We start from the raw sequence: 12,604 nt of genomic DNA, 5'->3' as shown, positions 1-12,604 counted from the left end.
CTTCCTCCCTGAAAATTATTGCTCGCGCGCGCCCAGATCGATCACCGAGGCGTTCTGAACCCCCAGCCAGACCGGCTCACCCGGTTTGTGATCGACCGTGTGGAAATAGTTGGGAACCGCGACGACGATCGCATCGTCCAGGCCCTCGCATCGGACATAGTAGTGGACGCTCTCGCCATAGAAGGCGACGTCCGAGATCGTTCCCTGCAGATAGGCGTCATAGCCGTCCGGCTGTTTCGCCCCGATCTCAAGCTGTTCGGGCCGGATCCCGACCAGTATGTCGGTGCCACTGGCCAGGACATTCGGGTTTTTCTGAACGACCAGCGGCCCGAACCCGTCCACATCGACGGACAGGGTGTCGCCGTTTTCGCCCGTGACCCTGGCGTTGAGAAAATTCATGCCGCCGATGAAGGCCGCCACCTCGCGGTTGCAGGGCCGCGCATAGAGCTGCTCGGGCCGGTCCACCTGCTTGAGTTGGCCCGCGAACATCACACCGATCCGGTCCGACATCGTCATCGCCTCGTACTGGTCGTGGGTGACCATCACGAAGGTGATGCCGAGTTTCTGCTGTAGCCGGCGCATTTCAAGCTGCATGTTTTCACGCAGCTTCTTGTCGAGCGCCGACAGCGGCTCGTCCAACAGCAGCACCTTGGGCCGCATCACCAGCGCCCGCGCCAGTGCCACCCGCTGCCGCTGGCCGCCCGAAAGCTCGCTGGCCTTGCGCCGTTCCAGCCCGCCCAGTTCGACCATCTCCAGCGCCTCGGACACACGTTCGCGCATCTCCTTGCGCGACAGGCCCAGCTTGCGCAGGCCAAAGCCCACGTTGTCGCCCACGTCCAGATGCGGAAAGATCGCGTAGGACTGGAACACCATGTTCGTTGGCCGCTTGTTGGCCGGAATGTCCTCCATCAGTTGGCCGCCGATGCGGATCTCGCCCTTTTCATAATCCTGAAAGCCCGCGATCATCCGCAGCGCCGTGGTTTTGCCGCAGCCCGACGGCCCCAGCAGCGAAAAGAACTCGCCCTCTTTCAGCGACAGGTTCAGATCGGACACGGCGACGAAGCTGCCAAAGCGTTTCTCGACGCCGGTGATTTCGATGATGTTCTGATCGCTCATCTTTCGGGCACTCTTCTCAGCTCGTGGATTTCGTGGATCGGCGGCGGAAATATTCGGCGATCAGCAGCAGGATCACCGAGGACATAAGCAACAGCGAGCCCAGCGCCAGGGTGTTCGGCAGCTTGGCCGGAAAGCGGATCTGGCTCCAGATATAGACCGGCAGGGTCGGCTGGTTGCCCGACAGGAAAAACGCCAGGACGAACTCGTCGAAGGACACGGTGAAGGTCACCAGCAGGCTTGAGACGATACCCGGCGCCACGATCGGCAGGGTCACCCGGCGGAAGGTGCCGACCACGGTTTCTCCCAGGTCATAGGCGGCTTCTTCGAGCGACTGGTCGAAGTCGTCGAAGGCCGACTTCATGATCGACACAGCGAATGGCAGGGCGACGAAGGTATGGCCCAGGATCACGGTCGTCAGCGAGGGCTTCAGGCCGATGCTGATGAACAGAACAAGCATCGAGCTGGCCACGATGATGCCGGGAATGACCAGCGGCAGCATCACCAGCCCTTCGGACAGCTCGCGCCCCGCAAAGCGGTATCTCACATAGGCGCGCGCGGCGAACAGCCCCAGTGAGGTCGCCGCCAGCGCGGTCACCGAACCCACGATCAGAGAGTTCACCATGGCGTTCAGCAGGGTCTCCTGCTCGCCAAGCTGGGCGTACCATTTCAGGGTGAACCCCTTGATCGGAAACGCCACGATGGTGCCGTCGTTGAAGGAAAACAGCGGCAGCAGCAGCACCGGCAGGTAGAGAAAGATCAGATACGCGGTCGCATAGATCAGCAGCCAGGGGATGCGGGCAACGGCGGTCATCGGATCCTCCTGCCCAGGCCGGTGGCGAGCAGAACGAACAGGATGGCGACGATGCCGACCGAAACCATCGCCATCAGCGACAGGGTCGCCCCCAGCGGCCAGTTGTTGGCGGCCCCGAACTGGACCTGGATCAGGTTGGCCACCATCTTGCCCTGCGATCCGCCGACCAGCGCCGGGGTCACATAGTCACCCACGGTCGGAATGAAGATGATCAGGCAGGAGGCGATGATGCCCGGAACCGTCAGCGGCAGCGTCACGCGAATGAACCGCTCCAGGCGGTTGCACCCCAGATCGGTCGCCGCCTCGAGCAGCGACCGGTCGATCTTTTGCAGCGAGACATAGATCGGCAGGATCGCGAAGGGCGCCCAGGCGTGGGCCAGCGTCAGGACCACCGCGAATTCGTTGTAGAGCAGAAAGGTCAAAGGCTCCTGGATCACCCCGATCGAGATCAGCGCCGAGTTCATCACCCCGTTGAAGCCGAGGATCAGTTTCCAGCTGAACACCCGCAGCAGGTAGCTGCTCCAGAACGGGATCGTGATCAGCAGCAGCCACAGCGCCTTTTTCTGCGTGCGGAAGGCGATGAAATAGGCGATCGGATAGGCCAGCGCCACGGTCGCAAAGGTCACCGCCCCGGCGATGGCGATCGACCGGATCAGCAGGTGCCGCACCAGCGGGTCGTTTACCGCCTCGCTGTAGTTCGCCCAGGTGAAGGTCCTGTCGATCTCGACATAGGTCTGGGTCCAGAAACTGTAGGCGACCAGAATTCCCAACGGCGCCGCCACCAGCAAGCCGACATAGAGCGACGCCGGCGCGCTGAGCGCAATTCCCTTGCCGGCCTCTGACTTGAGAATGGTGGCCATGAGTTACCGCTGTTCTGGTTGCAATCGCCGCCCACACCAAAATGGACAATCGTCCATTTAAATCTGGAATTTTCCACCAAGCTGTGTCAACACATATTTTGGCGGCCTTGGGAAAAGCGCCTTTTGGATTGGTGGTTCGGACGGAAAAGAACGATTTTTCAAACGGAAAGCCTGCATCATGACGGGAAAACGCCAACAGGCACGAGAAAAAAATCGACTGACCCTGATCGAAGCGGTGCTGGATTCCGTGGCTGAAAAGGGAATCTCGGAAACCAGCGTCAGCGAAATCATCCAGCGCGCCGGGCTGTCGCGCGGCATGATTCACCTGCATTTCGGCGGCAAGGACAACCTGCTGAACGAGGCCGTGAAACACTCGTCCGAAGAATACTACCAGGGTCTCTACGCCTTGCTGAACGCGGCCGGCGACACCGGTCAGGAGCGCATCGAGATGATCGTTCGCGGGGATCTGAGCGAAGAGGTTCTCAACCGCAGGAACGTCAGCATCTGGTACGCGTTCAGGGGCGAGGCCCGCAACAGAGCCGCGATTGCCGCCTATTCCGATACGCGCGATGCAAAGCTGCGGAACATGGTCCATGACGCCTTTTCCAGGATCGCACAGGAAGCCGGCGCGGCAGAGGCGGCGGATATCGCGCGGGATGCCACCCATGGCACGCTAGCGATGCTGGAAGGCATGTGGACGGATTACCTGTTGCACCCCGACATCTTCGACCGCGAGGAGTCGGTTCGCGTCGTGTTCCGCTTTCTGAGCGCGCTCTTTCCGAAGCATTTCGGCGTCAACGGCGCCATTGCCAATGGCCGATCCAAACGGGTTGATGGATGACTTCAGGGTCGTGAGGGGCATTCGGAAACCATGAAGCTTTGCACTCCTGTGCCGCAAGGCTGTGCGGGGCTTTGAAGGCGCGCCGTCGGCCATTTGCCCGCCGCGCCGTCAGCGGCAAGTTTTCCTTCCCGTTTCGATCACAACTTGGCGATTGGACCATGAAACACATGACTGGCGCCCGAGATTGCTTCAGCATTGAAGGGGCTTAGCAGCTATCGCACTGAAAGGACGTCACATGTCCGATCAAGCAGTCAATATCCTCCTGATCGAGGACAACCCGCTTCACGCCAAACTTGTCGTTCGTCTGATCGAGGGTGAACCGCAGCTGAGATGCACGCTTCAGTCCGCAGAGACTCTGGCGGACGGCCTTGCGATATTGCACGCCGGGGGCATCGATCTGGTGCTGCTCGACCTGGTGCTTCCCGACAGCCAGGAACTCGAGACGTTCTTCCGGGTCCATACGGCGGCTCCGGAGGTTCCGGTGGTCATCCTGACGGCCATGGACGACCTGAAACTGGCGGCCACCGCGGTGGAAGCGGGGGCCAGCGCGTTTCTGGTCAAATCGAGCCTGAACGCCGTCGCCCTGGGGCGGGCCATCCGCTACACGCTGGCGCGTGCGCGGGCCCACACGGCCGAGTGGGATTCCCCGATGCTCCGCCTGGCGCAGCAGCAATTTCTCAAGGCGGCGCAGATCATGGGTCTGGACGACAATATCCGCCAGCGGCTGCTGTTCCCGCAGCGCACACAGGTGGTGACCTTCCCCTTTTTCAGGGACGACCGGGCACAGGTGGAAACCGTGTTCGGCTACCGCGTCCAGCATGTGCTGACGATGGGCCCGACCAAGGGCGGCGTGCGCTATCACGAAGACGTGGATCTGGGCGAGGTGGCGGCGCTGGCCACCTGGATGACCTGGAAATGCGCCCTGATGAACCTGCCCTATGGCGGCGCCAAGGGCGGCGTGCGCGTCGATCCGACCGTGTTGTCCAGCAACGAGTTGCAGCGGCTGACACGGCGCTATACTGCCGAAATCATTGAATTCATCGGCCCGGACAAGGACATCCCCGCCCCCGACATGGGGACCAACGAACAGGTCATGGCGTGGATGATGGACACCTACAGCCAGCAGGTCGGCTACACGGTTCCCACGGTGGTCACCGGCAAGCCGGTGGTTCTGGGCGGATCGCTGGGACGCCGCGAGGCGACGGGCCGCGGGCTGGTCTACATGATCGAGGCCGCGGCGCGGCACACCGGACTGGACCTGAACGGCGCGCCGGCCGTGGTACAGGGGTTCGGCAATGTCGGCAGCTTCACCGCGAAGTTTCTGGAAGAGGCAGGCGCCAAGGTCATCGCCGTCAGCGATGTCTCGACCGGTCTCTACAATCCCAACGGCCTCTCGATCCGGTCGCTGATGGATTATGTCGCGGAGAACCGGGTTCTCAAGGACTACCCCGAGGCCGACCATCTGACCAATGCCGAGCTGCTGGAAACGAAATGCGACGTGCTGGCCCTGGCCGCGTTGCAAAACCAGGTGACCGCCGAGAACGCGGACCGGATCGACTGCAAGATCCTGGCCGAGGGGGCCAACGGCCCGACATCTCTGGAAGCCGACGAAACCTTGAACGAAAAGGGCATCATGATCGTGCCCGACGTTCTGGGGAACGCGGGGGGCGTCACGGTATCCTATTTCGAGTGGGTTCAGGGCACGCAGAACCTGACCTGGACGTTGGACGAGATCAACGGCCGCCTCAAGCAGATCATGCTCGACGCGTTCGACCGCACGGTGGCGCGCGCAGCAAAGGACGGGATCGACATGCGCACGGCGGCGCTGGTCGAAGGCGTGCAGCGCGTGACCGAGGCCAAGTTGCTGCGGGGTGTGTTCCCATAGGCAGGCCAACCCGCTGAAGACCCCCACGGTTCAGGGAGACTGACCCGATGGCGAGACCGAGTGAAACCTCCAGACTGCCCCGCTCTGCCGAGCGGAAGGGAACGTCTCTGGTCAACTGGATCCTTTTGCGCGGGCGGGTGTGGCTCATCTGCGCCGTGGGCCTGCTCAGCCTGGCCCTGACGCTGATCGTCTGGCAGGCGCTGCTGAAGGAAGAGCACGACACCGCCGTCGCCGAGTTTGATCGTGTTGCCGCACGCCGCATCGAGGCCGTGAAACGACAGATCCTGCAGGGCGTGTCGATGATCAAGGCGCTGAACGGCCTCTATGCCAGTTCGCGGTCTGTCGAACGCAGCGAATTCCATGTTTTCTCTCAGCCTTTCCTGAACGATCTTCCCAACGTCGAGGTCGCCCTTTACGCGCCAAGCGTGCCCAACAACCTGATTGCCTTTTGGGAAAATCTCGGACGCGCCCAACTGGACGACCGGTACGAAGTTTACGAATTGACGGCGGAGGGACAGCGCGTAGCGCCGCAGGTCAGAGACATGCATTTCCCGGTCTTCTTCGTCGAATCCCGCCGAAGCTCCACCCGCGAGGCGCTGGGGTATGATCTGGCCTCGGACCCCGTCATGCTCAGGGCGATCAGGCATGCGCGCGACGGCGGGTCGGCCGCGGTCACCGCCCCGGTCAGGATGCCGGGGATGGACGGGGATCAACCCCGTGTGGCAATCGTTGCCCCCTATTTCGGCAGGGCCGGGCAAACGTTGCAGCAAAAGCAGTTGAAAGGGATCGTGGCGATCACCTTGCGGGTCGGCGATGTCCTGAGCGACACTCTGGAACACTTTCCTCAGGACAAAATCGAGATCCACCTGTTCGATACGGAAAGCGGAACGAGTTTCGCGGCCTCGGGCGCGCCGCAAGACGGTGCAGTTGCTCGCGCCCCGCAGGTCCTGGACGAACTGGCGGCCTCGTCCGAGATCAGCCACTTGGAGGATTTCGACATCCTTGGCCGGAAATGGACGTTCCTCGCGGTTCCGGGCCAAGGCTACTACCGGCCTCAACTGATATCGGATGCCACGATCACGCTGGCAGGCGGGATGGCGGTCACGGTGATCCTGGTCGCATTCCTCGCTTCGCTGACACGGCAGATCGTCGAACGGACCCGAGCAGAGGCGTCACTCAGGGAAAGCACGGCCTTCCTGAGATGCAACCAGGCCATCACCCGCGCGGCCAACGAAGCGGACAGCATCGAGGCGGCCTTTCGGGTGGCCGTGGACGAAATCTGCACCTTGACCGGCTGGCCCGTGGGCCATGTCTACCTTCTGGACGAGGAACAGGGCGATCTGGCCCCCTCGGACGTGTGGCATCTGCAGGATCCTGAGGCGTTCAGGGTATTCCACGAAGTCACGCAAAAGACCCGTTTCGCCGCCGGTGTGGGCTTGCCCGGCCGGGTTTTTGAGAGCGGTGAGCCCGCCTGGATTCCCGACGTGAACCGCGACCCGAATTTCCCACGGGCCAGCATGGCCAAGGAAATCGGGGTAAAGACCGGCGCCGGTTTCCCGGTCAAGACCGACGGCCATGTAGTCGCGGTGATGGAGTTCTTCTCCAGCGAAGTCGAAGAGGAAAACCCCCAGCTTCTAGATGTCATGGCCCAGATCGGGGTGCAGTTGGGTGTCGTGGTCGCGCGCCAGCGCGCCGAGGCCGAGGTTCAGGAGGCCCGCGCAAGAGCCGAATTCGCCCGGACTCAACTGATCGACGCCATCGAGTCCGTCGAAGAAGGCTTCGTTCTGTACGACGCGCAGGACCGGCTGGTTCTGTTCAACTCGAACTTCAAGGAAAAGTTCTACCCCGAAGGCACAAGGCTGGAACCGGGGATGACGTTCGACGAGGTCCTGCATGCGGCCTTCGATGCCGGGCTGCTGTCCACCGGCGATGAGACCGAAGAGGATTGGATCGAAAAACGTCTGGACTTGCACCGCAACCCCGGCAAGCCATTCGCGATCGAGCACACGACCGGCCGGTGGATCTGGATCAGCGAGCGCAAGACCCGCGATGGCGGCACCGTCTGCGCCTATACCGACATCACCGAATTGCAGGAACACCGGAACCATCTGGAGGAACTGGTGGCCGAACGCACCGCCGAGCTTGAGCAACGGACCGAAGAACTGCGCCGATCTCATGAAGAGCTGGAAAAGGCCCGCGACGCGGCGCTACAGGCCAGCGTGGCGAAAAGCGAATTCCTTGCCAACATGAGCCACGAAATCCGCACCCCGCTCAATGGCGTGATCGGCATGGCCGAATTGCTGTGCGGAACCGATCTCACGCAGCAGCAGAGAGAGTATGCCCAGATCATCATGCGCTCGGGTGATACGCTGCTCGATCTCATCAATGACATCCTGGATTTCTCCAAGATCGAGGCCGGTCGGCTGGAATTGGAGTCCGTTCCCTTCCGGCTGCGCGACCTGCTGGGCGATACGCTGCAGACGCTGACGATGCGCGCCGGGGAAAAGGGGCTGGAGCTGGCCCACCACATTCCACCCGAGGTCCCGGACCGCGTGGTCGGCGATCCGACGCGGCTGCGGCAGATCATCGTCAACCTCGTCGGCAACGCCATCAAGTTCACCGACAACGGCGAGGTCGTGGTGGACACCCGGCTGGTTGATCGAAACGACAGCGGCATCGTTCTTGAAGTCGAAGTGCGCGACACCGGCATCGGCATTCCCAAGGAACAACAGGAACGGATCTTCGAAGCCTTCGGACAGGCCGACACCTCGACGACGCGACGCTATGGCGGCACTGGGCTGGGTCTGGCGATCGCCTCTCAACTGGCCCGAAAGATGGGCTCGGGGATGACGCTCGAAAGCACCCCCGGGAAAGGCAGCAAGTTCTCGTTCACCGTCGAACTGGGCCTTGCCAGCGAAGACGACCTGCCCCGCGCCGCCGTGCCCCGCGAATTGCGCGGCATGCCGGTTCTGGTGGTCGATGACAATGAAACGAACCGCCGGATCCTCGCCGAGGTTCTCGAAAATTGGGGGATGGCGCCCATCCTCGCCAAGGACGCCGCCAGCGCGCTCGAGCGTCTGGATACGATGATCCGCGAAGGGGCGCCGCCGCGGCTTGCCCTGCTTGACATGATGATGCCCGAGATGGACGGGGTCGGTCTGGCCCGGGAAATCCGAAAGCGCCCCGCCCTTGATGCCACGCGCATCCTTCTGATGTCGTCCACCGGCTATGGCGGAATGGAGGACCGGCTTCGGGAACTGGACATTCACCGGCTGCTGGTCAAGCCGGTCAAGCAGTCCGACCTGTTGAACGCCGTGTTGAACGCAATCGGGTCCGCCGCGCGCAAACTGACGCCTGCCGCCTCGGCGACCGCAGGCATCACCAGCCGCCCCCTGAAAATCCTTCTGGCAGAGGACGGGCTGGTCAACCAGAAGGTCGCCATCGACCTTCTGAGCCGCCGCGGCCACACCGTGGAGGTCGCCGAGAATGGGCAGGAGGCCGTCGATGCAACCGCCCACAGGGACTACGACATCGTCCTGATGGACATGCACATGCCGATCATGGATGGCGTGACGGCAACCGAGGCGATCCGCGCCCGCGAACGCGCCCAGGGCGGCCGCCGCATACCCATCGTGGCCTGCACCGCCAGCGTCACGCCGGCGGACAGACAACGTTGCGCCAAAGCCGGCATGGATGATTTCGTCGGCAAGCCCTTCCGCGCCGAAGAACTTCTGCGCGTGGTCGAAGAGGTCGTCAGCCGGAATGCACCATTGCCGCCCGAATCCACCGCAGAGGCGCCTGAACCCGCCCGCTCGCCCTCTGAACCGTCACGGGCGCCACCTGAAGCGGCCGGAGCGCCGGAAGAAAAGGCGCCAGAAACCGCTGAGGATGCTGCAGCGGATCCCGTCAACTGGCGGGAAGCTCTGGATCGGCTGGGGGACGAAGGCCTCTTGCGGGAAATGGCCGAAATGTTCTTGGCCGAACTTCCCAAAATGGTCGATGCAATCGAAACGGCCCGTCAGAGCGGGGATGCGCAGGAATTGCGCCGCGCCGCGCACACGCTGAAAGGCTCCGCCAACGTCGTCGGCGCATTTCCAGCGGCACAGGCGGCGCTACGCCTGGAAAACCTCGGGCGCGACGGCAAACTTGACGAGATTCCGCCAGCCCAGCGCGATCTGGAAGAGGAACTGAACCGCTGCACGGCGGTCTTGGAGACAATTCTGTCCCGTTCCCGGTAGAACCCGAGGGCAGCGGGCCATCCGCCGGCACCTCGGCATCACCTCATTCGGCGGCCTCGTCGGCATGATCGACCATTGCCGCCAGCTCTCCCAGAGTAACCGGCTTGAGCGGAGGGCGGATGCGGTAGTACCCCGTCTCGTCCGGGGATAGGCCATTGGCCTGGGCCAGCAGAGCCGTCACGGTCAGACCGCAATACCTCCCCTGGCAAGGCCCCATTCCAGCCCGGCCAAAGGCCTTGGTCTGGTTCGGCCCGAGACAGCCCAGCTTGGCATAGCGCCGGATATCGCCGGCCGTGACCTCCTCGCACCGGCAGACGATGGTGGCATCTTCGGGCGCAAGCGCCTCGCGGAACGGCGGATAGGCCGCGTCCAGAAACGGCCTCACGGCGGATTCGCCGGCACGTTGACGATGCAGCGGAGCGGCCTTGCGGTCCCGTTCGGATTCCGACAGCTTGCCGAGTTCTTCCGCAACTTTCAGGGCAGCGATGCGGCCCGCGATCTCGGCCACCTTCGCGCCGCCGATCCCGGCACCGTCGCCAGCGATGAAAACGCCCTCAACATTCGTCGCGCCCCAGCGGTCGCGCACCGGCGAGAAACAGCTCTGCCCCGCGTCCCATTCGTGGGTCACGCCCAGAGACCGCGCGGCCTGCGTGTTGGGCACGACTCCGTGGTGCAGCAGAACGGTGTCGCAGTCGATCCTGTGGCGTGTCCCGCCACATTGGAAAGAAACCGCCTCGGCCCGGTCACTGCCCTCGACCGCGACGGCGGTCGCGCCGGCGTAGCGCGAAACGCCCGCGCGCCTGATCTCGGACAGCATCGCCAGACCTTTGGCAAGGTAGTTCCAGCCGCGCAAGGCCCCGCCAAGATGCCTTGCGGCCCCCAACAGATCGCCCCGCGTCTGCGTTTCGACCAGCGCCAGTGGAGGCGTGCCCGCCCGCACCATCTGCGCCGCGATCAGGTATAACAGCGGCCCACTTCCAACCAACACTGCGCGGCGCGGCAGAACCCCGGACTGTTTCAGCAGGATCTGCGCCGCACCGGCCGTAATCACGCCCGGCAGGGTCCAGCCCGGCACCGGCATGGGTCGCTCCAACGCGCCGGTGGCGAGGATCACCCGGTCGCCGCTCACCTGCGCGCCGCGACCGTCTTTGGTGAAAGAGACGCGGAACCCGTCCTCGATGGCCCAGACCACCGCCCCCTCGACATGCTCGATGCCCTGGCGGCGTATGGCGGCCGTCAGTGTCGCCCCATGCGTGTAGTCCGCGCCCAGAATGTCTCCGCGTTTGGGCGCTACACGATCCACATCGCGATAGATCTGCCCACCCAGTCGCTGCTGTTCGTCCAGCAGCGTCACGCTGAGCCCCGCCTCTGCGGCTGTCGCCGCTGCGGCCATGCCGGCGGGACCAGCTCCGATGACGATGAGATCACTGTGCTTCATCGGCGGCCTCCGGTTGATTGGGCCGGGCAATGCGCATGCCTTCGACAACCTCCAGCATGCAGGCCTGACGGGTGACGCCATCAATGTCCACGAGGCAGTCGAAACACGCGCCCATCATGCAGAACGGTGCGCGAGGGGCCCCGGATACCGGCGTGTTGCGGAACTCACGGACCCCCGCGGCCAGCAAGGCGGCGGCAAGGTTGGCGCCTTCCGGCAGGTCCAGCGGCGCCTCGTCCAGCCAGACCCGAACCCTGGGGCCGCTTTCCAGTTCAAGAAACGGCGAAGCGGTCTTCACTGAACACCTCCAGATCCGGCGCGGCCTCGGTCCGTTCCAGCCAGTCGGGCAGGAAGCGGGCATGGGCCGCGGCAAGCGTGATGCCGCTGTGGCAGGTCACCAGATAAGCGCCCGGCATGTCGCGGCTTTCCTGATAGATCGGCAGGCCATCGGGCGACAGAACGCGCAGCGCGCCCCAGCTGCGCACCAGCTGCGCCCGGGCCAGCGCCGGATAGGCGGCGATCGCCTCGGCCGCCAGCCCCGAGATGCCGGGCTGGGTCACCCGGTCATCGAACCCGACCTCTTCGTTCGTGGCCCCGATCTGGATGCCGCCTTCGTCCACCTGACGCGCGATCAGCGACGGGCGGTGGATCATCCTGGGCAGTTTTTCGGTAATCAGCACCTGACCCCGCTGCGGCCGGATCGGCGCCTTGAACCCCAGTTTCGGGCCAAGCTGTGTCGCGCCGAGACCGGCCGAGAGGATCACCCTGTCTGCCCCGATGACGGTGCCGTCCTCGCAGCGGACGCGAAATCCGTCGGGTTTCGTCACCTCGGTTACCGTCTTGCCGTTCAGAACCCGTCCGCCCAGCCGCCGCACATCATGGGCCAGCGCCCTGAGCAGCTTGAGCGGATTGGCGTGCCCGTCCTGATGATGGAGGATTGCGCCCACGACCTTGGGGCCGATATGCGGCTCTTCGTTGCGCAACGCGTTCCGGCCCAGCACGTCATAAGGATAATCGCCGTCGAGCTTGGCCTTCAGTTCTTCGTACTGCGCAACGGTTTCGTGCAGCGTCTCTTCCGAGAAATGCAGGTCATAGCCGCCCTTCTGTTCCAGCGCGACATCGCTGCCGGTGTTTTCTGCCAATTCCTTGGCGAACTCCGCCCATGCGGCCGCCGATTGCTGCGACCATTTCGCATAGCGCGGCTGTTTCATCCCCTTGGACTGCACCCAGACCAGGCCGAAATTGCCGCGGCTGGCGCGAAACGCGCCGTCGTCGCCATCCAGAACGATGACCCGCCTGCCGCGTTTCAACAGCCCCCAGGCCACCGACAGACCGACGACGCCGCCGCCGATGATGGCATAATCCGCATCCATGTCGTCCGTTCTCCCGGGATGAAACCAAGGTGCCCGGGGCAGCAC

9 protein-coding genes are annotated in these 12,604 nt (G+C 63.6%); 3 read left to right on the top strand and 6 right to left on the bottom strand.

All coding sequences use genetic code 11. The features are described from left to right. Positions 1–15: 15 nt before the first annotated feature. The 3 genes from AVO45_RS01585 to AVO45_RS01575 are packed head-to-tail and all read right to left on the bottom strand — an operon-like array spanning position 16 to position 2,787. Positions 16–1,116, bottom strand: coding sequence for an ABC transporter ATP-binding protein (locus AVO45_RS01585; protein WP_068343815.1), 1,101 nt, complete (start codon positions 1,114–1,116; stop codon positions 16–18). A gap of 16 nt (positions 1,117–1,132) precedes the next feature. Then, on the bottom strand, positions 1,133–1,927 hold the full coding sequence (locus AVO45_RS01580) for an ABC transporter permease (protein WP_068343812.1): 795 nt from the start codon (positions 1,925–1,927) through the stop codon (positions 1,133–1,135). Further along, positions 1,924–2,787 (bottom strand): ABC transporter permease, encoded by an 864-nt coding sequence (locus tag AVO45_RS01575; RefSeq protein ID WP_068343809.1) that lies wholly within the window; start codon positions 2,785–2,787, stop codon positions 1,924–1,926. The genes AVO45_RS01580 and AVO45_RS01575 overlap by 4 nt, the downstream gene beginning before the upstream one ends. A 178-nt stretch (positions 2,788–2,965) precedes the next feature. Between AVO45_RS01575 and AVO45_RS01570 the strand changes: the two genes are divergently transcribed. From AVO45_RS01570 to AVO45_RS01560, 3 genes are all read left to right on the top strand, one after another. Continuing rightward, on the top strand, positions 2,966–3,628 hold the full coding sequence (locus AVO45_RS01570) for a TetR family transcriptional regulator C-terminal domain-containing protein (protein ID WP_068343769.1): 663 nt from the start codon (positions 2,966–2,968) through the stop codon (positions 3,626–3,628). 235 nt (positions 3,629–3,863) lie between these two features. Continuing rightward, on the top strand, positions 3,864–5,513 hold the full coding sequence (locus AVO45_RS01565; protein WP_068343766.1) for a Glu/Leu/Phe/Val dehydrogenase dimerization domain-containing protein: 1,650 nt from the start codon (positions 3,864–3,866) through the stop codon (positions 5,511–5,513). A gap of 47 nt (positions 5,514–5,560) precedes the next feature. Then, complete coding sequence (locus tag AVO45_RS01560) at positions 5,561–9,751, top strand: response regulator (RefSeq protein ID WP_068343764.1); 4,191 nt, start codon at positions 5,561–5,563, stop codon at positions 9,749–9,751. Positions 9,752–9,794: 43 nt separating this feature from the next. On the opposite strand, the gene AVO45_RS01555 is transcribed toward AVO45_RS01560, so the two are convergent. The 3 genes from AVO45_RS01555 to AVO45_RS01545 are packed head-to-tail and all read right to left on the bottom strand — an operon-like array spanning position 9,795 to position 12,559. After that, positions 9,795–11,189 (bottom strand): FAD/NAD(P)-dependent oxidoreductase, encoded by a 1,395-nt coding sequence (locus tag AVO45_RS01555; protein WP_068343761.1) that lies wholly within the window; start codon positions 11,187–11,189, stop codon positions 9,795–9,797. Next, positions 11,176–11,484 (bottom strand): (2Fe-2S)-binding protein, encoded by a 309-nt coding sequence (locus AVO45_RS01550; protein ID WP_068343759.1) that lies wholly within the window; start codon positions 11,482–11,484, stop codon positions 11,176–11,178. The genes AVO45_RS01555 and AVO45_RS01550 overlap by 14 nt, the downstream gene beginning before the upstream one ends. Next, complete coding sequence (locus AVO45_RS01545; RefSeq protein WP_068343756.1) at positions 11,459–12,559, bottom strand: NAD(P)/FAD-dependent oxidoreductase; 1,101 nt, start codon at positions 12,557–12,559, stop codon at positions 11,459–11,461. Before AVO45_RS01545 ends, AVO45_RS01550 begins: the two co-directional genes overlap by 26 nt. Positions 12,560–12,604: the final 45 nt, after the last annotated feature.

It is taken from the genome of Ruegeria marisrubri, from assembly GCF_001507595.1.
In the GTDB taxonomy this organism is placed as follows: domain Bacteria; phylum Pseudomonadota; class Alphaproteobacteria; order Rhodobacterales; family Rhodobacteraceae; genus Ruegeria; species Ruegeria marisrubri.
Note: the sequence above shows the minus strand (reverse complement) of the source record. Positions and strands in the feature narration are given on the sequence as shown.